The 26,716-nt window shown below is 63.7% G+C and carries 22 protein-coding genes and 2 pseudogenes; 15 read left to right on the top strand and 9 right to left on the bottom strand.

The window, feature by feature from the left end:
• Together ABLE85_RS09635 and ABLE85_RS09630 are read left to right on the top strand one after the other, a co-directional pair.
• Positions 1–172, top strand: a pseudogene (locus ABLE85_RS09635) (PRC-barrel domain containing protein); the annotation flags it as partial.
• 425 nt (positions 173–597) lie between these two features.
• Positions 598–1,050, top strand: coding sequence for a GNAT family N-acetyltransferase (locus ABLE85_RS09630; RefSeq protein ID WP_348792485.1), 453 nt, complete (start codon positions 598–600; stop codon positions 1,048–1,050).
• Here the strand turns inward: ABLE85_RS09630 and ABLE85_RS09625 are convergent.
• From ABLE85_RS09625 to ABLE85_RS09605, 5 genes and pseudogenes are all read right to left on the bottom strand, one after another.
• Positions 957–2,159 carry a hypothetical protein gene (locus ABLE85_RS09625; RefSeq protein ID WP_348792484.1) on the bottom strand — a complete coding sequence of 401 codons (1,203 nt, stop codon included), beginning with the start codon at positions 2,157–2,159 and terminating at the stop codon, positions 957–959. The two genes, ABLE85_RS09630 and ABLE85_RS09625, sit on opposite strands and share 94 nt — an antisense overlap.
• A gap of 829 nt (positions 2,160–2,988) precedes the next feature.
• Positions 2,989–3,219: pseudogene (locus tag ABLE85_RS09620) on the bottom strand (magnesium chelatase domain-containing protein); the annotation flags it as partial.
• Between the two features lie 256 nt (positions 3,220–3,475).
• On the bottom strand, positions 3,476–4,423 hold the full coding sequence (gene gshB / locus ABLE85_RS09615; RefSeq protein ID WP_348792483.1) for a glutathione synthase: 948 nt from the start codon (positions 4,421–4,423) through the stop codon (positions 3,476–3,478).
• A gap of 104 nt (positions 4,424–4,527) precedes the next feature.
• Positions 4,528–4,902, bottom strand: a complete 375-nt coding sequence (locus ABLE85_RS09610; protein WP_348792482.1) for a GtrA family protein — start codon at positions 4,900–4,902, stop codon at positions 4,528–4,530.
• The gene (locus ABLE85_RS09605; RefSeq protein WP_348792481.1) at positions 4,899–5,909 is read right to left on the bottom strand and encodes a glycosyltransferase; all 1,011 of its coding nucleotides are present in this window, start codon (positions 5,907–5,909) and stop codon (positions 4,899–4,901) included. The genes ABLE85_RS09610 and ABLE85_RS09605 overlap by 4 nt, the downstream gene beginning before the upstream one ends.
• A gap of 137 nt (positions 5,910–6,046) precedes the next feature.
• Here ABLE85_RS09605 and ABLE85_RS09600 point away from each other — a divergent pair, with 137 nt between their 5' ends.
• The gene (locus ABLE85_RS09600; RefSeq protein ID WP_348792480.1) at positions 6,047–7,834 is read left to right on the top strand and encodes a GtrA family protein; all 1,788 of its coding nucleotides are present in this window, start codon (positions 6,047–6,049) and stop codon (positions 7,832–7,834) included.
• 148 nt (positions 7,835–7,982) lie between these two features.
• A complete protein-coding gene (locus ABLE85_RS09595) occupies positions 7,983–9,332 on the top strand; it encodes an EAL domain-containing protein (RefSeq protein WP_348792479.1) in 1,350 nt (449 codons plus the stop codon).
• A 16-nt stretch (positions 9,333–9,348) separates the two neighbouring features.
• On the opposite strand, the gene ugpC is transcribed toward ABLE85_RS09595, so the two are convergent.
• A complete protein-coding gene (gene ugpC, locus ABLE85_RS09590) occupies positions 9,349–10,434 on the bottom strand; it encodes a sn-glycerol-3-phosphate ABC transporter ATP-binding protein UgpC (protein WP_348792478.1) in 1,086 nt (361 codons plus the stop codon).
• Positions 10,435–10,470: 36 nt separating this feature from the next.
• Positions 10,471–11,256 carry an IclR family transcriptional regulator gene (locus tag ABLE85_RS09585; RefSeq protein WP_348792477.1) on the bottom strand — a complete coding sequence of 262 codons (786 nt, stop codon included), beginning with the start codon at positions 11,254–11,256 and terminating at the stop codon, positions 10,471–10,473.
• Positions 11,257–11,493: 237 nt separating this feature from the next.
• On the opposite strand from ABLE85_RS09585, the gene ABLE85_RS09580 reads away from it, so the two are divergent.
• The 10 genes from ABLE85_RS09580 to ABLE85_RS09535 all read left to right on the top strand — a co-directional run bounded on the left by ABLE85_RS09580 (position 11,494) and on the right by ABLE85_RS09535 (position 22,397).
• The gene (locus ABLE85_RS09580) at positions 11,494–12,684 is read left to right on the top strand and encodes an extracellular solute-binding protein (RefSeq protein ID WP_348792511.1); all 1,191 of its coding nucleotides are present in this window, start codon (positions 11,494–11,496) and stop codon (positions 12,682–12,684) included.
• Positions 12,685–12,870: 186 nt separating this feature from the next.
• Complete coding sequence (locus tag ABLE85_RS09575; RefSeq protein WP_348792510.1) at positions 12,871–13,692, top strand: sugar ABC transporter permease; 822 nt, start codon at positions 12,871–12,873, stop codon at positions 13,690–13,692.
• Between the two features lie 5 nt (positions 13,693–13,697).
• Positions 13,698–14,546 carry a carbohydrate ABC transporter permease gene (locus ABLE85_RS09570; protein WP_348792476.1) on the top strand — a complete coding sequence of 283 codons (849 nt, stop codon included), beginning with the start codon at positions 13,698–13,700 and terminating at the stop codon, positions 14,544–14,546.
• 4 nt (positions 14,547–14,550) lie between these two features.
• Positions 14,551–15,927 (top strand): alpha-glucosidase/alpha-galactosidase, encoded by a 1,377-nt coding sequence (locus tag ABLE85_RS09565; protein WP_348792475.1) that lies wholly within the window; start codon positions 14,551–14,553, stop codon positions 15,925–15,927.
• Between the two features lie 76 nt (positions 15,928–16,003).
• A complete protein-coding gene (locus tag ABLE85_RS09560; RefSeq protein ID WP_348792474.1) occupies positions 16,004–16,771 on the top strand; it encodes an SDR family oxidoreductase in 768 nt (255 codons plus the stop codon).
• Positions 16,768–17,724, top strand: coding sequence for a 2-dehydro-3-deoxygalactonokinase (locus ABLE85_RS09555; protein ID WP_348792473.1), 957 nt, complete (start codon positions 16,768–16,770; stop codon positions 17,722–17,724). The genes ABLE85_RS09560 and ABLE85_RS09555 overlap by 4 nt, the downstream gene beginning before the upstream one ends.
• The gene (locus tag ABLE85_RS09550; RefSeq protein WP_348792472.1) at positions 17,721–18,353 is read left to right on the top strand and encodes a 2-dehydro-3-deoxy-6-phosphogalactonate aldolase; all 633 of its coding nucleotides are present in this window, start codon (positions 17,721–17,723) and stop codon (positions 18,351–18,353) included. The genes ABLE85_RS09555 and ABLE85_RS09550 overlap by 4 nt, the downstream gene beginning before the upstream one ends.
• The gene (locus ABLE85_RS09545; RefSeq protein ID WP_348792471.1) at positions 18,354–19,229 is read left to right on the top strand and encodes an SMP-30/gluconolactonase/LRE family protein; all 876 of its coding nucleotides are present in this window, start codon (positions 18,354–18,356) and stop codon (positions 19,227–19,229) included.
• Positions 19,230–19,241: 12 nt separating this feature from the next.
• On the top strand, positions 19,242–21,215 hold the full coding sequence (locus tag ABLE85_RS09540; RefSeq protein ID WP_348792470.1) for a beta-galactosidase: 1,974 nt from the start codon (positions 19,242–19,244) through the stop codon (positions 21,213–21,215).
• Positions 21,216–21,332: 117 nt separating this feature from the next.
• On the top strand, positions 21,333–22,397 hold the full coding sequence (locus tag ABLE85_RS09535) for a D-alanine:D-lactate ligase-like protein (protein WP_348792469.1): 1,065 nt from the start codon (positions 21,333–21,335) through the stop codon (positions 22,395–22,397).
• Here ABLE85_RS09535 and ABLE85_RS09530 read toward each other — a convergent pair.
• Both ABLE85_RS09530 and ABLE85_RS09525 read right to left on the bottom strand, forming a co-directional pair.
• Positions 22,381–22,740: a septal ring lytic transglycosylase RlpA family protein gene (locus ABLE85_RS09530; protein WP_348792468.1), complete on the bottom strand. Its 360-nt coding sequence runs from the start codon at positions 22,738–22,740 to the stop codon at positions 22,381–22,383. The genes ABLE85_RS09535 and ABLE85_RS09530 overlap by 17 nt on opposite strands.
• A 371-nt stretch (positions 22,741–23,111) precedes the next feature.
• Entirely contained in the window at positions 23,112–24,359 is a 1,248-nt protein-coding gene (locus tag ABLE85_RS09525; protein ID WP_348792467.1) for a TCR/Tet family MFS transporter, read from the bottom strand.
• Positions 24,360–24,614: 255 nt separating this feature from the next.
• Between ABLE85_RS09525 and ABLE85_RS09520 the strand changes: the two genes are divergently transcribed.
• A complete protein-coding gene (locus tag ABLE85_RS09520; protein ID WP_348792466.1) occupies positions 24,615–26,060 on the top strand; it encodes an aldehyde dehydrogenase family protein in 1,446 nt (481 codons plus the stop codon).
• Positions 26,061–26,716: the final 656 nt, after the last annotated feature.

The raw sequence follows: 26,716 nt of genomic DNA, 5'->3' as shown, positions 1-26,716 counted from the left end.
GTCGGTCGGCGGATTTCTTGGCATGGGTGAGCACTATGTTGTCGTCAGCCCCAGTGCCTTGAAAATTTTCTACTTGGAAAACGACAAGAAATGGACGGCGACGATGAATGCCACCAAGGAAGAGCTCAAGTCAGCGCCGGAATTCAAGTATGAAGGTCGCTGGAAGCGCTAACTGGCCGGATGATCCAATGCGTGGCTCTCAGATGTGAGCGCGCCAATTTGGGGTAGATGGCACATCAAGGAGGCCCGTCGTCTCAGCCACGGCGGGCTCTTTTCGCCTATCAGTGGCAGCCTCCGCCATGACGCCTTATGATCCGAACGTCTGCTTGTAAGCCTTGTCACTCAAAAGTGGACCGACCGCTAACGGCTCCAATGCGCAATCAGACAGATGACCGCTTCTTCGCTTTCTGATCTAAAAGCGGACCGTCGGAATGCCACCCAAAGCCGCCATTGACGCCATGATAGGAAGGCCATAGATGCCGCAATCAGCAGAAGGAGATTTATGCGCAGAGGCTTCGATTGAACCGCGAGTAGCGGTGTCGCTCGGCACCATAAAGGTGCTGATCCTCTTTGCATGACTTATTCTGCGGAGTTCTAATGAAGAACCAGAATGTGGTGATCCGGCCCTTTGATGCGGCGACGGACATCGAAAAACTGTCGGGCATCTGGCTCAACGCTTCCCTTGTGGCTCATCCTTTCATCGGCGAGCGGCGTCTCATCGAACAGCAGCAGCTGATTGAGGAGAAATACCTACCCAATGCCGAGACTTGGGTGGCCTGCCGCATGGGCGAACCTGTTGGCTTCATCAGCTTGCTGGACACGTTCATCGGCGGGATTTTTGTTGCCCCGAACCAGCAAGGGCAGGGAATCGGGCGCAAGCTGATTGCCCATGCCATGGACCGGAAAGGTGAGCTTTCACTGGAGGTTTACACCCGGAACCAACAAGCCGTGCGTTTCTACACGGCGCTTGGTTTCCACGAGGTGTCGCGCAGATCGACCGACGACGAAGGCCTTCCGTTCGAGAATGCACATTTGCGATTGAACGGCTGAAAAAGCGGTCGGGCAGCGTCGTTCGCTGTCCGGCCACACAACCAATTCGCCGCTTTGCCCCGTTCCCTTGCACAAACGAACAGGCGATGGCGGCTTGGCTTGTCGGTGCTCGACTTGGTCGAAAGATAAAGTTCTCCTTCGGCCAAATTGGCTGGGACCGGCTTGCCACCTGCTCGATTCTTGACCGTTCGAAGGGAACGAATCCGACGCTTGCCCCTTCTCGCTTTCCCTTTGTAAAGATCGAACGGAATGTCATCGATCGGCTGAGGATTAGCGCCGGTGTCAATCAGAACGATGTGGTATGCGGCGTTCAGTGCAACGGTAGTAGCCTCAAGATACGGCTGCGCCTTTGAATGGGTCACGATCGGCCCTAAAAAGGTGCGAAGTTTGCGGTTGCTGACGCCAAATGACCCGCCCCGATATCTGTGTCGAAGAAGTTTTAACGCAACACCGAACTCTTGGTCCTTGTCCAAAGAAAGCTTATTTGAAACGACGCCGTTTCGAACTTCGGCGATCGTAGAACGCATAATAATATCCTCGATATGACGGATGTCTTTCACCGGACATTCTTTGATAAGAGTTTGTCCGATCTCGAAGAGATCAAGATTGTCCTTCAACTCTACCCACAGGCACCGTCGAAGCTCATCGAGCATCTCCAAGTTTCGCCTTACGAATGCCTCGTAAGCGTCCTCCGCGCTCAGGCCTGCAATGTCGAGACGTCCAGCTTCATAACTGAGCGTCGCGAGACATTTGGGTACAACGGAGCCTCGGGCCTCCAACCGCCCCTCCGGCAAAGCAACGGGAACCAATCCTTCGTCCACTAGACGCTCAAGCCCTGCCCGCAGGGCTTCTACCTTTTTGTTTCTGCTAGCCGGCCGATCGGTGTTGATGAACGTCTTGTCGTTTGGATCGAGGATCGCGCCGGTCACGTCTACAACGACCTGCTGCCAGACCCGGACCGGCGGGATGCCAGCATCCGAATCTCGAAAGCACAGCAAGGTTTTGCCCTCTGCTGAACCTGGCTCCGGCACCCCACGCAGAGCAACCCACTCGAAGCATCTCCTGACTGCCTGGAAATAGTTGTACGACGTCTGCCCGTTCTCGAACATTACCGCCTGTTTCCAAGCGTCGGCAAACCTGTCGCAAAACGTCGTGCCGTAATAGGGCACCAAGGATGTCAGATGATAGCGCCTAAAATGTCCGGGTACCTCAAAGAAGTACGTGGGTGGTCCCCGTCTTTCGCGATCAAGGTCAGTCGAATTTCGCGTCACCATTTGACCCCGAACCACGTCGGTGTCTTGAATTAGTTTTCCATGCCGTTGGCGGAAATGCCAATATAGAAGTGTTAATTCAAGACTCCGAAGTTAAAAAAGAAACATATTATGTAATATTATAAATCCAAAAGAAGCACATGTACTCAAATAAATGTAGACTCCAATATGGTGTTCAGAAATGATCGATATGTAGTGTATGGATAATATGTGATTCGTGTCGTGATGCAAACATGGCATAACTTATTCTTTATCATCCGCCATCCTTGTGGATAAATCCGCGGAATATGACGACCGGAGCAGCTCGCGGCACTCGGCGATGAGGATTGAGTTTGAGAAGGGTAATGTCGCGTCTGCGGTGCAAATTACATTATCGATGCGCCGGGTGGCTGGGCAGCCCGTCCGCCCCCTGACGCACAGCTAGCGCCGAACAACTAGGCTCGATTTCGATGTGCTCGAATCGAGGCTATGGCTTCACTGCTTCACATGGCGCGACTTGCGCATCGAGCGGACTAGAAATGAAGTGTCTTCGATCCGCGCAACTATGAACGGACCACGCCTTGGGCATCGGCGAAAAGGATATCAATATCCTGTCCGTAACAGCCGGATTGGCCTTTTATATCAGTGTATTATAGGTGGGATACACTTCGGAATATGGCAGAGAGATTCCTTCCTTGGGCAGGTCCGCCGGCGCCAGGTTGACGGTGACCTTCTTGGGCGGCATCGACAGGCCGGAGGCGTGGAGAGCCGCCTGCACCCGCTCGCGGCTTTCGGCGACCGCCTTGTCGGGCAGACCGACGATGTGCATGCCCATCTTGCCGGGCGCGATCATCACCTGCACGTCGACGGGAACCGCCTCGATGCCCTGGAACGCAACCGTGCGCACGCGCGAAACCATGCCGCCCCCCAAACGCGCCTGCCGGACTTGCCCCTTTCGCATGCCTCCGGGACCGGTTCATTCCCGGGTTCCAAGCATGGCAGCGTCGCGCGCGTCCGGCCGGGCGCCGGCGCTGCAATGCCCGGCTGATCTGTGACGTTACGTCAGACAACCACAGATTTAAAGGCAAATCAAGAACAAGACGGGAACAAACGCGCCGTGCAGATTGCAGCCCGGTTGCGGCCGGTTGCGCGGGCGGAACATCCGCCCGCCGGCGTCAGCGGTTGCGGCGCTTGTCTTCCACCACGTCCCAGAACAGCGAAGCGATGTCGGCGCCTCCAAAACGCTTCACCTCGCGCACGCCGGTGGGCGAGGTCACGTTGATCTCGGTGAGATAGTCGCCGATCACGTCGATGCCGACGAGGATGAAGCCGCGTTCCCTGAGCGAGGGGCCGATGCGGGCGCAGATCTCGCGCTCGCGCTCGGTCAGCTCGGTCTTCTCGGCCCGTCCGCCGACATGCATGTTGGAGCGGGAATCGTGGTCGGCCGGCACGCGGTTGATGGCGCCCGCCGGCTCGCCGTCGATCAGGATGATGCGCTTGTCGCCCTTGCGCACTTCCTTGAGGTAGCGCTGGACGATGAAGGGCTCGCGGAACATCTGGCCGAACATTTCAAGCAGCGCGGCCAGGTTGCGGTCGGCCTCGTGCAGGTGGAAGATGCCGGCGCCGCCATTGCCGTAGAGCGGCTTGACGATGATGTCGCCATATTCGCGCCGGAAGGCCGCGACCTCCTGCGGGTCCTTGGTGATCAGCGTTTCCGGCATCAGTTCCGGGAACTCGGTGACAAAAATCTTTTCCGGGCTGTTGCGCACCCATGCCGGGTCGTTGACCACCAGCGTCCTGGGGTGGATGCGCTCGAGAATGTGCGTGGTGGTGATGTAGTTCATGTCGAAGGGCGGGTCCTGCCGCAGCAGCACCACGTCCATCTCGGTCAGATCGGTGCGCACCGACTCGCCGAGGGAAAAATAATTTCCCTTCTCGTCGCGCACCTGCAGTTCCTCCATGCGCGCGAACACCTTGCCGCCGATCATCGACAGCTTGTCGGGCGTGTAGTGGAACAGACGGTGGCCGCGCCGCTGTGCCTCCAGGGCGAGCGCAAAGGAGGTGTCGCCGGCGATCGAGATCGTGGCGATGTGGTCCATCTGGATGGCGATGTTAAGCGGCATGCGGTGTCTCCGGCGGCAAAGGCTTGAGGGGCGCTTTCATCAGCGCATGTATAGGCTGCGAAGCCCTCTGCCAATCCCGGCCGGTGTCCGGGACCGCCAAGAATTCATCGGTCGAAGACGAGCCGTGAATAGCCCACGAAAGACAGCGTCATGGCCAGGAGGGAGGCGGCAGCGAGTGCCGCCAGCGGCAGCGTTGCCGGCAGGGCGAGCATGACGAGCGAATAGGCCAGATAATTGACCAGGCTGGTGGCGATGCCGACCCCGCCATAGCGTGCGCCTTCCGCGGCGATGTGGCGGCCGCTCGGCCCGAAGGTGAGATGCCGGTTGAGAAGCCAGGTGACGGTCAGGGCGAAGCCGATCGAGACCAGGCGCGCCGCAAAAGGACCGAGCGCCGTGGTCGCAAGCAGCAGGGCGAGTGCCCCGCCATCGGCCAGGAAGCCGACCCCGCCGGCAAACGCGAAGCTGGCGACCCGCCTCATGCCGCTCTTGCGGCTTTGCGTGACGAGGGCGAGGCCTCCGGCGCCGTCAGCCGGGTGGCGCGCGCCGTAGCCCGCATCGAAGTCATGCCGAGATAGAAAATCCGTTTCTGCTCGGCCCGCCCGCGCGACACCGAGTCCAGGATCAGCCCGGCCACTGCCATCAGCATGGACTGCAGCACGAGCGCTACCGACAGCACCCAGGTCGGTAGGCGGGGAACGAGGCCGGTCTGGAAATATTCGACCAGCACCGGCGCCATCAGGACGAGGCCAGCGGTCAGGAAGAGGCCGGAGAACGCGCCGAAGAAGCGCAGCGGCTGCGTTTCCTTCATCAGCATGGCGAACATCCAGAGGATTTTTGCACCGTCCCTGTAGGTCGACAGTTTCGAGGTCGAGCCCTCCGGCCGGCGGCCGTAATCCAGCGCGATCTCGCTGACCGGCAGCTTGAGCTGCGAGGCGTGCACCGACATTTCCGTCTCGATCTCGAAGCCTCCGGAAACCGCCGGAAAGCTTTTGACGAAACGCCGCGTGAAGGCGCGGTAGCCCGAAAATATGTCGGTGAAGTCGTGGCCGAAGAGGCGCTTGTAGAGGTTGTTGAAGAGCCGGTTGCCGAAAGCATGGCCTGCCCGCCCGGCATCGTCGGTGACGCCGCGCCGCGTTCCGACCACCATGTCGGAGCGCTCGGTCAGCAGCGTGTTGATGAGCTGTGGCGCGTCCTCGGGCGCGTAGGTGCCGTCGCCGTCGGCCATCAGATAGATGTCGGCGTCGATGTCGGCGAACATGCGGCGCACGACGTTGCCCTTGCCCTGCCGCGGTTCGCGCACCACGATCGCGCCGGCGGCTCGTGCCTTCAGCGCGGTCAGGTCGCTGGAATTGTTGTCGTAGACATAGATCGTGGCTGCGGGCAGCGTCTCGCGAAAGCGGCGCACCACGTCGGCGATCGTCAGCTCCTCGTTGTAGCACGGAAGCAATACGGCAATGGCGAGGTCGTCCGGCAGGCTATGTGACATTGCTGTCTCCGCAGTTCGGGCTCGGCTCCGGCGGTCCTTTCGGCCGGCGCTTTACTATTTCTTGAAGCTGTTAAGGCTAGGTTTAAGCAATCGCCGCCAGTTCGTTCGGGGACGAAGCAATGGTCGTGGGAAATCGCATGAGTATTTCGGCGCTACGGAGCGACGCTTTGCTGGCTGTCGCCGCTACGCTGCTCGTTCTCGCCCTGCAGGTGTTCAGCGGCTTCAAGACGCTGTGGGATTTCGGCGGCGACAACGACAGCTTGCTGCGGCTTGTCGAAATCCGCGACCTGATCGGCGGCCAGGGCTGGTTCGACCTGCATCAGTACCGCATGGGGCCGGAGGGCGGCTTCGTCATGCACTGGTCGCGCCTGGTGGATGCGCCGCTTGCGGGCATCGTGCTCGTCGTGGCGGCCGTCACCGGCAGCATGGCGACGGGCGAAATCGTCGCGCAGATCCTCTGGCCTGCGCTGCTATTCTGCCTCACTTTGTTCTTCATCCTGCGCATGGCACGGCTGTTCGACGGCGACCGGGCGGTCTTGCCGGCAGCGGTCGTCGGGGCGGCGGCGCTGCATTTCATAGGCGTTTTCCTGCCGGGCGTGCTCGACCATCACAATATCCAGCTCATGCTCGCCTCGGCTGCCCTCTATGCGCTTCTTGAGGCGCCGCAGCACCGCCTCGCCGCGGGCCTTGCTGGCGTGTGCTCGGCGCTGATGCTGGCCGTGGGCATGGAGACTGCGCCTTATGTCGCCACGCTGGGCCTGTGCGTGGCGGGCCTGTTCATCTTGCGCGGCGCCGAAGAGGGCAAGGCCGCGAGGGATTTCGGTCTGGGGTTCGCGGGCGTGTCGGCCCTGGTGTTCTTCGCCACGGTCCCGGGTTCGGAGTGGGGGCAGGCGCAGTGCGACGCCTTTTCGCTGACCCAGTTCGCGCTCGCCGCGCTGGCCGGACTGGGGCTGGCGCTCGTCGTCTCCGTCCGCTTTGCCGCCAGCACGCCTGCCAGGCGCCTGCTGTCGCTCGGTCTGCTTGGTGCCGCCTGTGTTCTGGTCGTCGCCTGGGCCTTCCCGCAGTGCCTGGCTTCTCCCTACGCCGGGCTCGACCCGCGCCTCAAGGCAGACTGGCTCGACCAGGTCTCCGAGGCGCGGTCGCTGTTCCAGCTGATGGTGCGGGAGCCGGAAGTGGTGGTCGCGCGCTACGTAACGCCGCTGCTGGCGATCATCCTTTTGGCTCATCGCCTGCGGCGCTCCGGCTGGCGCCGCCAGGACGTCCTGATCGGAGCGGCGCTGCTCACGGCCTTTGCCGTCAGCGTCTGGCAGGTGCGGGGATCGACCTTCTCGATCGCCTTCGCGGTGGTTCCGCTTTCGGCCTGGGTCGGCGAGTGGCGCCAGCGCGCCGCGACCAATCCGTCGGGCAGGGCCTCCGCGGGGATGGTGGCCGCATGGCTCCTGTCGCTCAACGCTAGCTGGACGGGTGCGGCGGCCGCGGCGTCGCTGGCACTGGAGGACGAGGCGGTGACGCGGCAGAATGTGCTGGCCCAGGCGACATCCTGCACCGCCGCTGCGGACTATCCCACGCTTGCGGCCCAGCCGGCCACCATGGTTCTGGCCAGTTCCAATCTCGGCTCGCCGATCCTGGCCTATAGCGGGCACCGGGTCTTCGCCGGGCCCTATCACCGCAATATCGCCGGCAACCTGCTGGCGCTCGATGCGCTCATGGGGCGGCCCGCCGAGGCCGAGCGGATCGTGCGGGAACATGGCGTCGGCCTCGTGGTCTTCTGCAGGGGCAATCCCGAAAGCCAGTTTCTCTCCGAACGTGCTCCCGACGGGCTGCTGGCCGCGATGATGCGCGGCGCGGTGCCGGAATGGCTCGAAGTGCTGCCCGAAACTGCCGGTCAGCCGCTCGAACTCTACCGGGTCCGGCCTCGCTCCTGAGGTCGTCTGGCCGCTGCCGGCGCGCGGTTTTTGTTCGCCTCGATTTCGGTCAGGTTTCTTTGCCGGAAAAGTGTCGCCTCTCGATACCTTTCCTAAACGGTTTTCTGAAACTGTCCGAAGAATTGCCAGGGGAACGACGGGAATTATTATGCAGCCGCCATACCGCACCGGAAGGTCAACGAGAGAGGGCAACGACCTTGCCTTTACCGACCCGCTTACCGGGCTTGGCAATCATCGACGTTTCTTCGACAAGGTCGATCGCCTGATCAGCGATCGCGCCGAGGACCCCGCGCCCTTCGCGATCGGCATTCTGGATCTCGACGGCTTCAAGCCGATCAACGACCTGTTCGGTCACAGCGCCGGCGACGACATCCTCATCCAGGTCGGCATGCGGCTGCGCGCGGCGATGGAAGGGCAGGCCACGGTCACCCGCATCGGCGCCGACGAATTCGCCTTCCTCTATCCGATGGTGTTCTCGGAGGAGGTGGCTTCCGAAAAGGCGAAGATGCTCATCGAGATCCTGTCGGCGCCCTATGACGTCGGCGAGCGCACCGCGCGTCTTTCCGCCTCGGTCGGCTGCTCGCTGTTCTATTCGGGCGACGAAACCACCGAGATCTTGCTCAACAAGGCCGAGACAGCGCTCTACCAGGCCAAGCGCTCGGGCCGCGGTCGCGTCGTGGTCTACACGCGCGAAATGGAGGAGGCGGCAAAGCGCGTCACCCGCATCGAGCAGGCCCTGCGGCGCGCGGTGTCGGCGGGCGAGGTGGAACCGCATTTCCAGCCGATCGTCGATCTCAAGACGCGGCGCACCATCGGCTTCGAGACGCTGGCGCGCTGGACCGATCCCGATCTCGGCTTCGTGTCGCCGGCGGTGTTCATCCCCATCGCCGAGGAGCGCGGCATCATCGGCCCGCTGTCGCAACTGGTGCTGCGCAAGGCCACGGAGGCCGCTCGCAGCTGGCCGCAGGACCTGTTCCTGTCGTTCAACCTGTCGCCGTCGCAACTCGTCGACCAGAACACCGGCCTGCACATTCTCGCGATCCTCAAGCGCACCGGCTTCGATCCGCGCCGGCTCGAGATCGAGATCACCGAAACCGGCCTGATGACCGATCCGGTCTCGGCCGAGAAGATCGTCAACGATCTACGACGCTGCGGCATCCGCGTGTCGCTCGACGATTTCGGCACCGGTCAGTCGTCGCTCGGGCGCCTGCGCGAATTCCAGTTCGACAAGCTCAAGATCGACCGCGCCTTCGTCTCCTCCATTCTGGAGGACCGGCCGTCTGAACACATCATCCGGGCGATCCTCGCCATGTGCGAGGGGCTGGGCATGGACGTCGTGGCCGAAGGCATCGAGGAGGAGGCGCAGGCCAAGCGGCTCATCGAATTCGGTTGCGCGGGCGGGCAGGGCTACCTGTTCGGCAAGCCGGCCGATGCCGATGCCACGCTCGGCTATCTGCGCGACTCCTTTCGCGGCGCCTCGCGGGTGAAAGCCATCTGAATTCGATCCTTAGCCATCAGCGCAAGCGCGTTCCGCTTCCAGCATCGAACAGGAAGGCGCGGGCCGGGTCGAAGCCGGTGTCCAGCATCGTGTCTTCGCGCAGGCCTCGCACATTCTTCTGCTCTATGACCAGCGGCGCTTCGCCGGACGAGCGCGAATAGGCGTAGGAAACCCCGCCAAGATCCTCGACGACGTCGATCTGCGTGCGAATCCTTATCGCGCCGCCGGGCTCGAAATGCTCGGGGCGTATGCCGAGCAGCAGTTCCTGCCCGGCCTCTGGCCGCTTGCCCGATAATCTTATCGGCACCTGCGTGTTGTCGAATTCGGGCAGCGCGAGGGTGGCGACGCCGTCACTGGCACCCACGAGCCGAGCCTTAAGAAGATTCATCTTGGGCGAGCCGATGAAGCCGGCGACGAACAGGTTGTCGGGATTGTCGTAGAGTTCCAGCGGCGTGCCGATCTGCTCGACCCGGCCGGCGCGCAGCACCACGATCTTGTCGGCCAGCGTCATCGCCTCGACCTGGTCGTGGGTGACGTAGATCATGGTGGCGCCCAGGCTCTTGTGCAGCTTGGCGATCTCCAGCCGCATCTGCACGCGCAGTTCCGCATCGAGGTTCGAAAGCGGCTCGTCGAACAGGAAGACCTTCGGCTCGCGCACGATGGCGCGGCCGATGGCAACGCGTTGACGCTGACCGCCGGAAAGCTGCTTGGGCTTGCGTTTCAGAAGCTCCTGCAGGTGCAGGATGTTTGCCGCCTTGGCCACGCGCTCGGCGACGACTTTCCGGTCGGTGCCGGTCATGCGCAGGCCAAAACCCATGTTTTCCTCCACCGTCATATGCGGGTAGAGCGCATAGGACTGGAACACCATGGCGACACCCCGATCGGCGGCATCCACGCGTGTCACGTCGCGGCCGCCGATGGCGATCCCGCCAGCGCTGGCGTCCTCCAGCCCCGCGACGAGCCTGAGCAGGGTCGATTTCCCGCAGCCGGATGGCCCGACGAAGACGACGAATTCGCCGCTCGCCACATCGAGGTCGACGCCATGGATGACATCGACATTGCCGAAGGATTTTTTGACGCCCTTGAGTTCCAAACCGGCCATGGTTCCTCCCTCCGGTCTTTTGTCCTGTTTTCCCTGCTATGCCTTGGGGCCGAGCCGCGCGGCCATGTCTTCCATGATCGCGGCGGCGGTCTCCCTCACCAGCGGCCCCCAGGCCGTCAGCTGTTCCATGCTGATGCGATAGGCCGGCGCGGTCGCCGAAACGCCCGCCACGAAGTCGCGGTCGCGCGAATGGATGGGCGCGGCCACGCAATGGATGCCGACCTCGTGCTCCTGCCGGTCGAAAGCAAGGCCCGTCGCCCGGATCTCGGCGATCTCGCCGCGCAGCGCGGCAAGGTCCGGCAGCGTGGTTTCGGTGTGGCGCTTGAAGACGATGGCAGTAAGCCGCTTTTCCAGCTCCGCATCCGGCAGGGCCGACAGCGCGGCCTTGCCCACGCCAGTGCAATAGACCGGCGAGGCATTGCCGATCTGCGAATACATGCGCACCGCCTGCCGGCTCTCCACCTTGTCGAGATAGATCACCTCGACGCCCCTGAGCACGCCCAGATGCACCGTCTCGCCGGTCAACTCATGCAAGCGTTTCAGATGCGGCTCGGCAATCGCGCGGAACTGGTTGCCAGACCAGGCGCGCGAGGCGAGCTTCAGCAGCGTCAGGCCGAGCTCGTAGGAATTGTCCCGCCGGACCGACAGCAGCCCTTCCTCGATCAGGTTGGAAATCTGCCGGTGCAGCGTGCCGCGCGGCTGGTCGACGAGCTTCAGGAGATCGGTGAAGCGCAGCGGCTCGGGCGAGGCGGCCACCGCCTCCAGCACGTCGATCGCCTTGCCGAGGGTTCCGGTCCCGGCATGTTCGCTGGCTGCAGTCATTCTCGGTCCGACAGGCTGATCTCTTGACAAGCCGCAAAGCTAAACAAATAATTCTGAATAGTCAAATTGAGTTCCACATAATGGAACTTAAGGGGACTGTGCGGGCTTGCCCGTAGGGCTGGCCCGACCCGCGGAGGAGCTTCCGGTAGCCGGAGGTGCGGGGACTGCCAAACCTTGGGAGGAACCATTTCCATGAAAGTCCTGCTGAAATCCGCATTACTTGGCGCGGCCGCCGGCATGCTGCTCGCAGCGCCCGTGCTGGCCGGCGAACTCGTCATCAACACCGACACCACCGACCCCGCACCGAAGAAGGCCTTCGAGGACCTGATCAGCGACTTCGAGGCGGCCAATCCGGGCATCAAGGTCAAGTGGAACAATTTCGACCACGAAGGCTACAAGAGCTCGATCCGCAACTTCCTGACCGCCGACGCGCCGGATTTGGCCAACTGGTATGCCGGCAACCGCATGGCGCCCTTCGTCAAGGCCGGCCTGTTCGAGGACGTTTCGGACGTCTGGAAGGAAAACGGTCTCGACGACACGCTGAAATCCGCCGCCGCTTCCATGACCATCGACGGCAAGAAGTGGGGCGTTCCCTACACCTACTACCAGTGGGGCATCTATTACCGGAAGGACATCTTCGAAAAGCAGGGCATCGCCGTTCCCAAGACCTGGGACGAGCTGAAAGCGGCGTGCGCCAAGCTCAAGGCCGCCGGCATCGCGCCCTTCGCCATCGGCACGAAGCCGCTGTGGCCGACCGGCGGCTGGTTCGACTATATGGACCTGCGCGTCAACGGCTACGAGTTCCACATGGACCTCACCGCCGGCAAGGTGCCCTACACCGACCCGAAGGTGAAGGCGGTGTTCGCCAAGTGGGCCGAACTGGTCAAGCCGGGCTATTACGTCAAGAACCACGCCGCGCTTGAATGGCAGGATGCCGTGCCGCTCTTCGTGCAGGGCAAGGCGGCCATGTATCTGATGGGCAATTTCGCCGTCGACGTGATGAAGAATGGCGGCCTGAAGCCCGAGCAGATCGGCTTCATGCAGTTCCCCGAAATCACGCCCGGACTGCCGATGGCCGAGGATGCGCCGACCGATACGATCCACATCCCCTCGGGCGCCAAGAACAAGGAAGACGCCAAGAAGTTCTTGGCCTTCCTCGCCAAGCCCGAGACCCAGACCAAGATGAACGCCACGCTCGGCCAGCTGCCGGTCAACAACAAGTCGGAAAAGCCGAACGACCCGTTCCTCGAACAGGGCTTTACCATGCTGTCCAACGCCTACGCGCTCGCCCAGTTCTATGACCGCGACGCATCGGCCGAGATGGCCAAGGCCGGCATGGAAGGCTTTCAGCAGTTCATGGTCAAGCCGGACAATGTCGACAAGATCCTCGACAAGCTGGAAAAGACCCGGGCTCGCCTGAACAAGTGATGTCATTGAACCAAGGCGTCCGGGCGGCCTGACCGCCGTCCGGACCACCCTCGACCCGCAGATGCTGGAGGAAATGCGGTGGCGAATTCGGCGACGATTGCGCTTCCCGATGTCAGGACGACGACCTACTGGCGGCGCAACCAGCGCAGGCTCGCCCCATGGCTGTTCCTGGCGCCGGGGGTTTTCATGTTCCTCGTCTACGTGATTGCGCCGATCTTCCAGTCGATCTGGATTTCCTTCTACGACTGGGACGGCATCGGCGCGAAGACATGGATCGGCATCGGCAATTATGTCGAGCTGTTCGACGACGACGCCTTCTACACCTCGCTCCAGAACAACATCCTGTGGCTGGTGCTCTACATGCTGGCCGTGCCGGCGGGGCTGTTCATCGCCATCTTCCTCAACCAGACGGTCACCGGCATCTGCATCTACAAGTCGCTGTTTTTCTTCCCCTTCGTCATCAGCCAGGTGGTGGTAGGGTTGATCTTCTCGTGGTTCTACGCGCCGGGCTTCGGCCTGTTCTACCTGTTCCTGGAAGAGGTCACCGGCACGCCCATCGCCATCCTCGCCGACGAGCGCTTCGTCACCTATGGCATCATCGCCGCTGGGCTCTGGCCGCAGATCGCCTATTGCATGATCCTCTATCTCACCGGCCTCAACAACGTCTCGCCCGACCAGATCGAGGCCGGCCGGCTCGACGGCGCCAAGGGCTGGCGCATGCTCTGGCACGTCATCCTGCCGCAATTGAAGCCGGCTACATTCATTGCCGTGGTGGTCACGGTCATCGGCGCGCTGCGCTCCTTCGACCTCGTTTCGATCATGACCGACGGCGGACCCTACGGGTCGAGCCGCGTGCTGTCCTTCTACATGTATGAGCAGGCGCTGTCGGAATATGGCTTCCGCATGGGCTATGGCGCGGCGATCGCCGTGGTGCTCTTCGCCATCATGATGGTGTTCATCTCCGGTTTCATCTGGCGCATGGTGCGCGACGAACGGTCGGGAGGCTGAGAAACATGTTTCCCACCCCCGTCGAACGTTCCTCGCCGCTTGTCCGCTATGGCTACCATATCGCGCTGCCGGTCGCGCTGGTGCTGTGGCTTTTGCCGCTCATCGGCGTTGCCGTCACGTCGCTGAAACCCACCGGCGATCTCGCCGCCGGCAATTATTTCGGCCTGCCGTCCTACATCGCCTTCGAGAACTATGCCGGCGTCTTCCGCAACTCACCGCTCGGCCAGTACATATTGAACTCGTTCAAGGTCACGATCCCCACCGTCATAGGTGCGGTGGCGCTGTCCTGCCTCACCGGCTTTGCGCTGGCGGTCTACAATTTCCGTTCCAACCTCATCGTCTTCTTCATGTTCGTGGCTGGCAATTTCGTGCCCTTCCAGATCCTGATGGTGCCGGTGCGCGAGCTGACGCTGAGGCTCGGCATGTATGACACCACCGCCGGCCTGGTGTGCTTTCATGTCGCCTTCCAGACCGGCTTCTGCACGCTTTTCATGCGCAACTTCATCAAGGCGCTGCCGCCTGAACTGATCGAGTCCGCGCGCGTCGAGGGCGTCTCGGAATTCCGCATCTTCTGGTACATCGTGCTGCCGCTGATGCGCCCGGCGATCGCAGCACTTTCGGTGCTGATCTTCACCTTCATCTGGAACGACTATTTCTGGGCCACGGTGCTCGTGCAGGGCAGCCATGCGCTGCCCGTCACCGCTGGGCTCTATGCGCTCAACGGCCAGTGGATCGCCGCCTGGAACCTTGTCTCGGCCGGCTCCATCGTTGCCGCCCTGCCGCCGGTCCTCATGTTCTTCCTGATGCAACACCATTTCATCGCCGGCCTCACGCTCGGCGCCACCAAGGGCTGACGACATGACCGGAAACCCGAAAATCGCCTTCATCGGCGCTGGCTCCACGGTGTTCATGAAGAACATCATCGGCGACACGCTGCAGCGGCCCGCACTTGCAGGCGCCACCGTCGCGCTGATGGACATCGACCAAGGGCGTCTTGCCGAGTCCGAACTGGTGGCCAAAAAACTCGCGCGCTCGCTTGGCGTGCCGGCGAAGATCGAGACCTATACCGACCAGCGCCGGGCGCTCGAAAAAGCCGATTTCGTCGTCGTCGCCTTCCAGATCGGCGGCTACGAGCCGGCCACCGTCATCGACTTCGAGGTGCCGAAGCGGTTCGGCCTGCGCCACACAATCGCCGACACGCTCGGTGTCGGCGGCATCATGCGGGGCCTGCGCACCGTGCCGCATCTGTGGAAGATCTGCGAGGACATGCTTGAGGTCTGCCCCAATGCCATCCTACTGCAATATGTGAACCCGATGGCGATCAACACCTGGGCGATCGCCGAAAAATATCCGGCGATCAGGCAGGTGGGTCTCTGCCATTCGGTGCAGGGCACCGCTGAGGAACTGGCGCGCGACCTCGACGTTCCGGTCGGCGAAATCCGCTACCGCGCCGCCGGCATCAACCACATGGCCTTCTATCTCAACTTCGAGCACCGCCAGCCCGACGGCAGTTTCCGCGATCTCTACCCGGCGCTCAGGCGCGGCTATCTGGAAGGCCGCTTCCCCAAGCCGAGCTCGTGGAATCCGCGCTGCCCCAACAAGGTGCGCTACGAGATGCTGATGCGGCTCGGCTATTTCGTCACCGAAAGCTCGGAACATTTCGCCGAATACACGCCCTATTTCATCAAGGAGGGTCGCGACGACCTGATCGAGAAATACGGCATCCCGCTCGACGAATATCCAAAACGCTGCATCGAGCAGGTCGAGCGCTGGTACGCCCAGGCGGAAGAGTATCGCAAGGCTGCGACCATTACGGTGCAGCAGAGCCGCGAATACGCTTCCTCGATCATGAATTCGGTGTGGACCGGCGAGCCGTCCGTCATCTACGGCAATGTGCGCAACAATGGCTGCATCATATCTTTGCCGGCTAATTGTACGGCCGAAGTGCCCTGCCTGGTGGACGACAACGGCATCCAGCCCACCATCATCGGCCAGCTCCCGCCCCAGCTCACCGCACTAATGCGCACCAACATCAATGTGCAGGAACTGACGGTCGCGGCGCTGATGACCGAGAACCCGGAGCATGTCTATCACGCCGCGATGATGGACCCGCACACCGCCGCCGAGCTCGACCTCGAACAGATCTGGCAGCTTGTCGACCAGCTCATCGCCGCCCATGGCGACTGGCTGCCCGAATGGCTGCGGCCGAGCGGCAAGAGAAGGGCGGCATCGTGAGAGCATCCCACTTGGCCTTCTCCTCTGCGTCGTGCATTCCATGGCGCATAACAAACGATCGGCGAGGGGACCTGATATGATGCCATCGGCGAAATTTCCAGACCTTGAGGGCGCCTCGGTGCTGATCACCGGCGGGGGCTCCGGCATCGGCGCCGCGCTTGTCGAGGGGTTTGTCCATCAGGGCGCCAAGGTCGCCTTTATCGACATTGCCGACGCCGCAAGCCAAGCCGTTTGCGATCACGTCGAGCAAAAGACCGGCGCACGGCCGCTGTTCCTGAAAGCCGACCTGCGCGATATCGAGGTGCTATGCTCTGCGGTGAGGCGCGCGGCCGAAGCGCATGGCCCGGTGACGGTGCTGGTCAACAATGCCGCGCTCGATGACCGCCACGCGATAGAGAACGTCACCGCCGACTTTTGGGACAACAACCAGTCGATCAATCTGAGGCCGCATTTCTTCACCGCGCAGGCGGTGGCGCCGGGCATGAGAGAGGCCGGGCGCGGCTCGATCATCAACTTCACCTCTACCTCCTTCATGATCAACCACCCCAACATGCCGTCCTACACCACGGCCAAGGCCGGCATCATTGGCCTCACCAAGGGACTGGCCGGCGAGCTCGGCCCGCATGGCATCCGCGTCAACGCGATCGCGCCGGGCTGGGTCATCACCGAGCGCCAGCGCGAGCTGTGGGTCACCGACGAGTCGCTCGCCACCCATGTCTCGCGCCAATGCATCAGGGAGGTGATGCAGCCGGCGGACATGGTGGGTCCCTGCCTGTTCCTGGCGTCGGATGCCTCGCGCATGCTCACGGCGCAGACGCTGATCGTCGACGGAGGTTTTTTGTGACATCGCATATCAGCCCGGCGGTCGCGGCGGTCGACTGGGGCACTTCGCATTTCAGGCTCTGGCTGCTCGATGCGGCAGGTGCGGTGCTCGGCGAACGGCGCAGCGCCGAGGGGCTTTTGTCGGTGCCGCCGCAGGGTTTTGCCCCCATTCTGGAGAGGCACTTGGCGGAGTTGCAGGCGCCGCCGTCGCTCCCGGTAGTCATCTGCGGCATGGCCGGTTCGCGCCAGGGCTGGGTGGAGGCGCCCTATGCCTCAACGCCTGTCGCTTTGGACGCGGTGCTGGCCGGCGCGGTCGAGGTCGCGAGCAGCGCGCGAAAAATTCGCATCGTGCCCGGCATCGCCCAGCAGCGGCCCGACGCGCCAGACGTGATGCGCGGCGAGGAAACCCAGCTTGCCGGCATCACCGCGCTTGCCTCGGGCAGCCATCTCGTCTGCATGCCGGGCACGCATTCCAAATGGGTCGAGCTGCGCGACGGCACGGCTGTTGGCTTCTGCACCTGGCTGACCGGCGAACTCTTCTCGCTGCTGTCGAGCCAGTCGATCCTGCGCCATTCGGTGGCCGGCGCCGACAAGTCCATCTCGCCCGACGCCACACCGTTTCGCCAGGCCTGTATGCAGGCCCTGGCGCAGGGCGGCGATATCGGCGCGCAGCTTTTCCGCATCCGCGCCGCCGGCCTGCTGGCCGGGCTTTCGCCGCAGGACTCGGCAGCCACGCTGTCCGGCCTGCTGATTGGAGCAGAGATCGCCTCGGCCACGCGCCGTTTCGCGGCGGCGGACAAAAAGCCGGTCACGCTCGTCGGCTCCGCCGCTCTGGCACCGCTCTATCGCGCCGCGCTGGAACTGGCTGGTCATGAGGTTCGCATCGCCGATGGCGATGCCGCCGTGCGCGCCGGGCTGTTCGCAGCCGCCCGGCAGCTCGGCATGGTCGAAAGAAAGGATAAGGCCACGGCATGACCGGTATTCCATTTCCCAAACTGAGGCGCGGCCTTGTCGCCATATTGCGCGGGCTCAAGCCCGATGAGGCGGCCGGGATCGGCAGTGCGGTCTTCGAGGCCGGCATCGAGGCGATCGAGGTGCCGCTCAATTCGCCCGATCCCTTCGCCTCCATCGAAGCGCTGGTGAGCCTGCTGCCCAATGCGCTGGTTGGTGCCGGCACAGTGCTCACACTGCAGGATGTCGATCGCCTGCACGACGCGGGTGGCCGCCTGCTGGTCAGCCCCAACATCGATGCTGAAGTGATGCAGCGGGCAAACCATCACCGCATGGTCACCATGCCAGGCGTCTTCACGCCTACGGAGGCGCTGCAGGCGCTGCGGCTCGGCGCATCGGCGCTAAAATTCTTTCCGGCAAGCGTGCTCGGACCTGCCGGCATTGCCGCCATCCGCGCGGTGCTGCCGGCGGATGCGATCGTAGGCGCGGTGGGGGGAGTCTCCGAGGCGAATTTTTCCGATTACAAAAGGGTCGGCGTGCGCACATTCGGCCTCGGCTCCAGCCTGTTCAAGCCGGGCATGACCTCGGCTATGGTGCGCGAGCGCGCAGAGGCTGCGGTCCGCGCCTATGATGCGGTTTTCGGGGAGGAATGAATGGAAGTAGGCGTTTCGATCCTGTCGGATCACATCTGCCATCTGGGCGAGGGACCGACTTACGATCCCGGCACCGACACGCTGTTCTGGTTCGACATTCTGGGCCAAAAACTGCTCGAAAAGCGGATCGGCGGCGGCGAGACGATTGCCCGCGACCTGCCCGAGATCATGAGCGCGCTGGCGGTCGTCAATGAGGGCAACCAACTCCTGTTCGGCGAAAACGGCCTCAGCCTGCGCGACGTGAAGACCGGCGCGATCACCCCCTATTTCGCCATCGAGGCCGACAATCCCGTCACCCGCTCCAACGATGCGCGCGTGCATCCCTGCGGCGCGTTCTGGATGGGCACCATGGGCAAGAAGGCCGAGACCGGCGCGGGCTCGATCTACTGGTTCTTCAAGGGCGAGTTGCGCAAGCTGGTCGCCGACATTTCGATCCCCAATTCGATCTGCTTTTCGCCGGACGGCACGGCCGCCTACTACACCGACACGATGGTGAACCATCTCTACCGCATCCCTTGCGATCCCGAGACGGGTCTTCCGAATGGGGAAAAGCAACTGTTCTTCGATCACAGCGGCCAGCGAGGCGGGCTCGACGGCTCAGTCGTCGATGCCGAGGGCGTTCTGTGGAACGCGCGCTGGGGCGCGGCCTGCCTGGACGCCTATTCGCCTGATGGTCGCCGGATCCGCACCATTTCCCTGCCCACCCGCCAGCCGTCCTGCCCGGCCTTTATCGGCACCAATGCCGGTCGGCTGGCCGTCACCAGCGCCTGGGAACATATGGACGAGGCGGCGCGCAAGGCCGAACCGCAGGCGGGTATGACCCTGCTGCTCGACCTGCCGGTGAAGGGACGTTTCGAACCGCGCGTGCTGATCTAGGAAAAAACCGCCATGACCACCGGCCAGAAACTCGGCGTTTGCTACTACCCCGAACACTGGCCGCCCGAACGCTGGGCCATCGATGCGCGCATGATGCGCGAGGCCGGCATCGCCTACGTCCGCATCGGTGAGTTCGCCTGGTCGCGGCTGGAGCCGGAGCCCGGCCGCTACGAATTCGACTGGCTGGCGCGCGCCATCGACACGCTGCATGGCGAGGGACTGCAGGTGGTGCTGGGCACCCCCACCGCCACCCCGCCCAAATGGCTGGTCGACCAGATGCCCGAAATGCTGGCCGTCGATGCCGAGGGCCGCGTGCGCAAATTCGGCTCGCGCCGACATTATTGCTTCAGCCACCAGGGTTTTAGGCGCGAATGCGCCCGCATCGTCTCAGCCCTTGCCCAGCGCTTCGGGGAGCACCCGGCCGTTGCCGCCTGGCAGACCGACAACGAATTTGGCTGCCACGATACGGTGGAGAGCTATTCGGCGGCGGCACTTGCCGGTTTTCGCGACTGGCTCTCGCAAAAATACCAGTCGCCCGATGCGCTGAACCGCGCCTGGGGCACGGTGTTCTGGTCGATGGAATATCGCTCCTTCGACGAGGTCGAACTGCCCAATCTCACCGTTACCGAGGCAGCACCCGCCCACCGGCTCGATTTCCAGCGCTATTCGTCGGACCAGGTGGTCAGCTTCAACCGGCTGCAGACCGACATCATCCGCAAGCATTCGCCGGGCCGCACGATCCTGCACAATTTCATGGGCTCGTTCCTGGCCTTCGACCATTTTGCCGTCTCGGCCGATCTCGATGCGGCGTCGTGGGATTCCTATCCGCTCGGCTTCCTCGACCGCGATACGACCGACCCCGAGCGCAAGCAGCGCTATATGCGCGTCGGCGACCCCGACCTGCAGGCCTTCCATCATGATCTCTATCGCGCCTGCGGGCGCGGGCGCTGGTGGGTGATGGAGCAGCAGCCCGGCCCGGTGAACTGGGCGCCGCACAATCCCGCGCCCGCGCCGGGCGCGGTGCGGCTCTGGGCGTGGGAGGCCTTTGCGGCGGGCGCGGAAGTGGTCAGCTATTTCCGCTGGCGTCAGGCGCCCTTCGGGCAGGAGCAGATGCATGAGGCACTGCTCTTGCCGGACACAACGCCCAACGAGGCCTATCACGTGGTCAGTGCGGTTTCGCGCGAGATCAAGGCGACAGGGGCGGTGGTCGCCACCACCAAGGCTGCGGCGGCGATCGTCTTCGACTATGAAAGTGCATGGGCGTGGCAGATCCAGCCGCAGGGAAAATCCTTCGACTATCTGCGGCTGGTGCTTCTGTTCTACCGGGCGCTGCGCGCGCTCGGCATTTCGGTCGACATCGTGCCGCCGCGCGCCGACGCGGTGCAAGGCTACGGGCTGGTGCTGCTGCCGGGACTGTTCTCGCTGTCCGACGACCTTGCCGATGCGCTTGGCGCGGACGGGCAGGTGGTGGTGGCCGGCCCGCGCACCGGCTCGCGCACGCCGGATTTCCGTATCCCCGACACGCTGCCGCCGGGGCAGGGGCTTCAGGCGCGCATGCATCTAAAAGTGCGGCGCTCCGAGACGCTGGCGCCGCCTTTCGCCGTAGGTATCGACGAGTCGGCCAATGTCTGCGCCTTCGAAACCTGGCGCGAATTTTTGTCCCTGGGCGAGGACGTGCGCGTCATCCACACCACGCAGGACGGCGAGCCGGCCTTCTGCTGTGACGCCACGGAAAAGTTCCACTATCTCGCCGGCCAGCCCAACGCGGCCTATGCGGCGCGCGTGGTCGAGCATCTGTGCGGCAAGGCCGGCATGGCCGTCCACCGCCTGCCGCGCGACATCCGCATCCGCGACAACGGCCCCACCCGCTACATCCTCAATTATGGGCACGAACCGGTCGACGTAACGCAGTGGACGGAGGGGCGCACGCTGCTGCTGGGCACCGAGATCCTGCCGCCCTGCGGCGTGGCGGCGTTCAGACGTTAGGCCGATGTCGCAGCAGGGCTTGGCCGAGGTCGATTTCGCGCAAAACCCGTTGCGGCGATGATGCGAAGCTCAATCAACCGGCAGAAGCCTTGAAGCCGGTCGAGGGGTAAGAAAAATATGACGGACCAGTCGCCGACGCTGCTTTTCGTCTACGAGCCCGAGCGCGCCTGCTTCGACCGGCTGGTGGCCGAGGGCAGCCCGCCCACCCGCGCCGCCGAGATCGCCTCCTATCTGGCGCAGTCGACCGATATCGAGCCGGAATTCGACGCCATGGCGCAGGCCTGCGCCCGGCGCGGCCTGCGTTTCGATCCGGTGACGCTGGACGACGCGCCGCAAGTGCTCGCTGGCCGCGATCCCGAGCGCAGCCTTGTCTGGACGATCACCGACGGCATCGCCTATTTCCGCGGCGGCGCCGGCCCGGCGTTGGCGCGGCTGAACGGACTGCCAACGCTCGGCGCCGACGACTCGCTCTTCGCGCTGTGCCAGGACAAGTTCCGCTCCGGCGCCGTGCTGCGCGCGCTCGGGCTTCCGGTGCCCGAGGCCGGGCTGGCGCGCAACGGCGAGTGGCTGGCGGAGCCGCCGGCTTCCGCTTCGGGTTATTTCGTCAAGCCGAACCGGCTCGGCGCCAAGATAGGCATTTTTTCCGACTCGCGCTGCCATTCCTTGGAGCATGCGCTGGATCTCAGCCGGCGCGTCTTTGCCGCCTATCGCGACGATGTCGTGGTCCAGCCCTATGTGGCGGGACGCAATGTGCGGACGAGCTTCCTCGCCGTGCAGCCCGAGGCGGGGGTGGAGGCGCTGGGCACCTTCTTCGTCGACTCCGGCGGCGATTTCCAGACGATGGAGGACAGTCTGGCGCTTTATGGCGAGACGGGCGCCGAGGCGAGGGCGGCAGGCACCTATGCCGAGCCGGAGCTCGTGCCGGTGGCGGCCAGCCAGCCGCTGGCGGCGGAACGCATCGGTGCCTCCGCGAGCCGGCTGATGCAGGCGCTAGGCCTGCGCGACGTCTTTTCGATGGATTTTCGCGTGGAGGCGGACGACACCGTCCACCTCATCGAGTTCGAGGTCTGCCCCGGCCTTCCCTGCTTCGATTTTCGCGCCTATTGCCAGGCGCAATGGGGGCTGGGGTTGGCCGAGGCGGTGGCCGAGACGGCGGCCAGACGTTTTAGCTCTCGCGGTTGAGGCAGATCGCGGTCTGGCCCGAACTGACGAAGCCGAGCTGCTGCGCGGCTCCCTTCGAAAGATCGAGCACGCGGCCACGCACGAAGGGGCCGCGATCGTTGATGCGCACCACGACGCTGCGGCCGTTGCTCTGATTGGTGACGCGGACTTTGGTGCCGAATGGCAGGCTGGGGTGGGCTGCGGTCAGTGCGGAAGGGTTCATTCGCTCGCCGGACGCCGTCTTGGAGGTGAGGGCGTACCAGGAGGCGCGGCCGCACTGGGCCGAGGCGGTTGCGGTGGAGGCGGCAATCATCAGGCCGGCCGTCACCGTGACCGCGGTGACCGCAGTCTGAAAATTCTTCATCTTTCGGTTAGGCTCCGTTAATCGGTGCCCAAGCGGGTACGGACGAAATGAGGCGCCAAACGCGGCGAACTAAGGCGGTTCGGTGGCCGCAGGACAACTTTGGAGTCTCTTGGAAACAGTTTGTCAGACGACTGCGCTGTTTCGTAACACCTGCATCATATAGCAGATTAGCCTTGCGTTAACCTATTCGGTTATTCGGCTAAGTTTGGCCCCGCAGCCTATACTTGGATAAGCCATCGGTCGTAGGTTTCTGTCCGGGCGCGCCGGACATCGATCTTCGAAGGACAAGACGCGCCGGCCTCACGCGCGGGCGCGAGGCGGCGTTATCTATCCGCGGGCCGTTTCGGGATTGGTCGTGCGCGCCAAGCGCGTCAGGGCAAGACGTCTGCCTCTTCCTCGCGCTTCGTGGCCTGCCGTGCCACGGCCCAGCCGAGCAGTGCGGCGCACAGCAGCACGAAGGAAGCGATCAGGAACGAAGCGCCCGGATAGGGCAGCCACGATCCCTCCTTCAGCGTGAAGGAATAGACCGCGCCGAAGAACAGCGGCGAGATCACGCCGGCAATGCTCGCCACGCTCATATTGGCGCCCTGCAGCTGGCCCTGCTCGGATTCGGAGACGCGCTGCGTCATCAGCGACTGGATCGTGGGCATGGCGAGCCCCCACAGCGCGTTGGGGAACATGGCAAGCGTGAACAGCAGGCCCGTCGGCGCGAGCCCCATCCAGGCGATGCCGATGGCGCCGCCGAACAGGCCGAACACCATGGTGGCGCGGTCGCCGAAGCGCTTCACCGTGGGGCCGACCACCACCCCCTGCACGATCATGTCGAGCACGCCCACCATCGCCAGCAGAATGCCCACTTCCCAGGCGTGCCAGTTGAAGCGGTAGGCGGCGAAAAGAACGAAGACGGCCGAGAAGACATGATGGGCGAAGTGCAGCAGGAAGGTCACGATCGCGAGGCCCGTGAGCTCGGTGTGGGAGCGCAGCAGCATCATCGCGCCGAACGGGTTGGCGCGCTTCCACGAGAAGTTCATGCGCTTTTCCGGCGCCAGCGATTCCGGCAGGATCAAAAGCCCGTAGAGGAAGGCCAGCCCGCTCATAGCCGCCGCCACCCAGAACGGCGCGCGCGGCGAAATCTCGCCCAGCACGCCGCCCAGCAGCGGCCCGGCCACGAAGCCGGCGCTGAAGGCCGCGCCGATCAGCCCGTAGCCGCGCGCGCGGTTCTCTGGCGCGGTGATGTCGGCCATATAGGCAAAGACCGTGGTGAAGCTGGACGAGGTGATGCCGGCGATGATGCGGCCGAGCGCCAGCCACCACAGGTTCGGCGCCACGGCCATCAGCACATAGTCTGCCGCCAGGCCCACCGTCGAAAGCAGGATCACCGGACGGCGGCCATATCGGTCAGACAGCGAGCCGATGATCGGCGAGGCGACGAACTGCATGCCCGCCCACAGCGCCACGAACACGCCGTTGATCCAGCCTGCCTCGGCATTCGAGCCGGCGAATTCCTCGATGAGCGACGGGAGCACCGGAATGATGATGCCCATCGCCACGACGTCGAGCACCGCGGTCACGAGGATGAAGGCGATGGCCGCCTTGCGGCGGGAGCCGGATATGGACATGGCGGTTGCTCGCTTCGAAAGGGAGCGGACTTATACAGGCAGTTTGTGACAGTGCAATCCCAAGGCGAAAAGTATCCTGACAATCGCCCGGCAGGATTGCTTGGCGCTGGCCTAGTCGTTTTCCGGTCGCGTCCGGTTTGAATGGCCTCGTCTTCGTTGCTACTTATTGGGCAACCAATCTCGTCGTAATCATCGCGGAAAGACGGGCGGCAAAGCGCTACGTCTGCCAAGACTGCCGTTGCAAAGGAGAGTTTTATGCTGCGCAAGACCGATTTCTTCATCGACGGACGCTGGACCGCGCCGGTTACGCCCCGGGAGCTCGAGGTCATCAACCCGGCCGACGAGCAGCCCTTCGCCGTCATCTCGCTTGGCTCGGCCGCCGATGTCGACAAGGCCGTTGCCGCCGCCCGCAAGGCCTTCGAAAGCTGGAGCCGCACCAGCCGCGAGGTGCGCCTCGAATATCTCGAAAAGCTGCTCGCCGCCTACAAGCGCCGCCTGCCCGACATGTCGCAGGCGATCTCGAGCGAAATGGGCGCGCCGATCAAGCTCGCCACGGAATCGCAGGCCGCCGTCGGCGCCAGCCACATCAAGAACTTCATCCGCGCGCTGAAGGAATTCGAATTCGAGCACCAGCTCAGCGAGATCGCCCCCAACGACCGCATCGTGCATGAGCCGATCGGCGTTTGCGGCCTCATCACGCCGTGGAACTGGCCGATGAACCAGGTCACGCTGAAGGTGGTGCCGGCGCTCGCCGCCGGCTGCACCGTGGTGCTGAAGCCGTCCGAGATCGCGCCGATGTCGTCCATCGTCTTTGCCGAGATCATGGAAGAGGCCGGCTTCCCGGCCGGCGTGTTCAACATGGTCAATGGCGATGGCCCCACCGTGGGCGAGGCGATGTCGCGCCACCCCGGCATCGACATGATGTCCTTCACCGGCTCGACCCGCGCCGGCGTCGCCGTCACCAAGGCGGCGGCCGAGACGGTCAAGCGCGTGACGCTGGAGCTCGGCGGCAAGTCGCCCAACATCGTCTTTGCCGACACCGACGTGACGGCTGCGGTCAAGCGCGGCGTGGCCCACTGCTTCGAAAACACCGGCCAGTCCTGCAATGCGCCCACGCGCATGCTGGTCGAACGCTCGATCTACGACCAGGCCGTCGAGGTGGCCCGCGAGGCTGCCGAGCAGACGGCGGTCGGCAACCCCTCCGAGGATGGCGACCATATCGGCCCGGTGATCTCCGCCTTGCAGTTCGACAAGATCCAGGGCCTGATCGAGGTCGGCATCAAGGAAGGCGCGCGCCTTGTCGCCGGCGGCACCGGACGTCCGGAAGGGTTCAATCGCGGCTACTTCGTGCGCCCGACGATCTTTGCCGATGTCTCCAACGACATGCGCATCGCCCAGGAAGAGGTGTTCGGCCCGGTGCTGGCGATGATCCCCTTCGACACCGAGGAAGAGGCCATCGCGATTGCCAACGACACGCCCTATGGCCTGTCGGGCTACATCCAGACCGGCAGCCAGGAGCGCGCCCACCGCGTGGCGCGCCGCCTGCGCTCGGGCATGGTGCAGCTCAACGGTTCCTCGCGCGGCCCGGGCAGCCCGTTCGGCGGCTACAAGCAGTCGGGCCTCGGCCGCGAGGGCGGCAAGTGGGGCCTCGAAGACTTTCTTGAAGTGAAGTCGATCTCCGGCTGGAACACCGGGGCCTGAGCCTTCTGGCGGGGCTCTGCTCAACAGGAAGAAAATGCCCCGTTTGACGGGGCATTTTTGTTTTGGTTGGGGATCACGGACGGCAATTGACGCGGTCTGTGTCGGCCGAATCCCGTCGACGGCTCTGGTCGCGCGACCGTCGAGGCCTGGATCCCCGCAACCCCTCGCTGCTCGCTTCGCTCACTGCTCGGGGCGCGAGGATGACGGGAAGGGTGGCGCCGCGGTGCAAATCTTTGACGTCACGTGCCCCCCGGAGATTGGCCGGACGGCGCTGAACCCCGCAGATTGGCGGGGGACGCCCCCAAACCTCCGTCGTTCTCGGGCCGGAGCGCGAGCGCAGCGAAGTGCGGAGATTCCGGGGACCCATGCCTCGGACTCCCAACGGGCAGTCTGGGGCAGGGTGAAACTTGAACTGAACCCACGCATGGGAGATTCGCGGGGGCGACACCAAACTTCCGTCGTCCTCGGGTCGAATCCCGTCGACGGCTCTGATTGCGCGACCGTCGAGGCCTGGACCCCGCAGCCCCTCGCCGCTCGCTTCGCTCACTGCTCGGGGCGCGAGGATGACGGGAAGGGGCGCGGCGGCGCAAATCTTTGATGCCGCGTGCAACCGCGCAGATTAGCGGGACGGCGTTCAGCCCCGCAGATTGGCGGGG

The sequence above is a fragment of the Mesorhizobium sp. KR1-2 genome (assembly GCF_040045035.1).
Classification (GTDB): Bacteria; Pseudomonadota; Alphaproteobacteria; order Rhizobiales; family Rhizobiaceae; genus Pseudaminobacter.
The sequence above is the reverse complement of the archived record's forward strand: the minus strand, read 5'-3'. Positions and strand labels throughout refer to the sequence as shown.

Coding starts and splice junctions, on each gene's coding strand:
- ABLE85_RS09570 (WP_348792476.1), top strand. CDS start 13,698: ATGTTTCCCACCCCCGTCGAACGTTCCTCGCCGCTTGTCCGCTATGGC.
- ugpC (WP_348792478.1), bottom strand. CDS start 10,434: ATGGCCGGTTTGGAACTCAAGGGCGTCAAAAAATCCTTCGGCAATGTC.
- ABLE85_RS09595 (WP_348792479.1), top strand. CDS start 7,983: ATGCAGCCGCCATACCGCACCGGAAGGTCAACGAGAGAGGGCAACGAC.
- ABLE85_RS09630 (WP_348792485.1), top strand. CDS start 598: ATGAAGAACCAGAATGTGGTGATCCGGCCCTTTGATGCGGCGACGGAC.
- ABLE85_RS09625 (WP_348792484.1), bottom strand. CDS start 2,159: ATGTTCGAGAACGGGCAGACGTCGTACAACTATTTCCAGGCAGTCAGG.
- ABLE85_RS09575 (WP_348792510.1), top strand. CDS start 12,871: ATGTTCCTCGTCTACGTGATTGCGCCGATCTTCCAGTCGATCTGGATT.
- ABLE85_RS09580 (WP_348792511.1), top strand. CDS start 11,494: ATGCTGCTCGCAGCGCCCGTGCTGGCCGGCGAACTCGTCATCAACACC.
- ABLE85_RS09560 (WP_348792474.1), top strand. CDS start 16,004: ATGATGCCATCGGCGAAATTTCCAGACCTTGAGGGCGCCTCGGTGCTG.
- ABLE85_RS09605 (WP_348792481.1), bottom strand. CDS start 5,909: ATGTCACATAGCCTGCCGGACGACCTCGCCATTGCCGTATTGCTTCCG.
- ABLE85_RS09585 (WP_348792477.1), bottom strand. CDS start 11,256: ATGACTGCAGCCAGCGAACATGCCGGGACCGGAACCCTCGGCAAGGCG.
- ABLE85_RS09540 (WP_348792470.1), top strand. CDS start 19,242: ATGACCACCGGCCAGAAACTCGGCGTTTGCTACTACCCCGAACACTGG.
- gshB (WP_348792483.1), bottom strand. CDS start 4,423: ATGCCGCTTAACATCGCCATCCAGATGGACCACATCGCCACGATCTCG.
- ABLE85_RS09565 (WP_348792475.1), top strand. CDS start 14,551: ATGACCGGAAACCCGAAAATCGCCTTCATCGGCGCTGGCTCCACGGTG.
- ABLE85_RS09600 (WP_348792480.1), top strand. CDS start 6,047: ATGAGTATTTCGGCGCTACGGAGCGACGCTTTGCTGGCTGTCGCCGCT.
- ABLE85_RS09610 (WP_348792482.1), bottom strand. CDS start 4,902: ATGAGGCGGGTCGCCAGCTTCGCGTTTGCCGGCGGGGTCGGCTTCCTG.
- ABLE85_RS09530 (WP_348792468.1), bottom strand. CDS start 22,740: ATGAAGAATTTTCAGACTGCGGTCACCGCGGTCACGGTGACGGCCGGC.
- ABLE85_RS09550 (WP_348792472.1), top strand. CDS start 17,721: ATGACCGGTATTCCATTTCCCAAACTGAGGCGCGGCCTTGTCGCCATA.
- ABLE85_RS09545 (WP_348792471.1), top strand. CDS start 18,354: ATGGAAGTAGGCGTTTCGATCCTGTCGGATCACATCTGCCATCTGGGC.
- ABLE85_RS09525 (WP_348792467.1), bottom strand. CDS start 24,359: ATGTCCATATCCGGCTCCCGCCGCAAGGCGGCCATCGCCTTCATCCTC.
- ABLE85_RS09520 (WP_348792466.1), top strand. CDS start 24,615: ATGCTGCGCAAGACCGATTTCTTCATCGACGGACGCTGGACCGCGCCG.
- ABLE85_RS09535 (WP_348792469.1), top strand. CDS start 21,333: ATGACGGACCAGTCGCCGACGCTGCTTTTCGTCTACGAGCCCGAGCGC.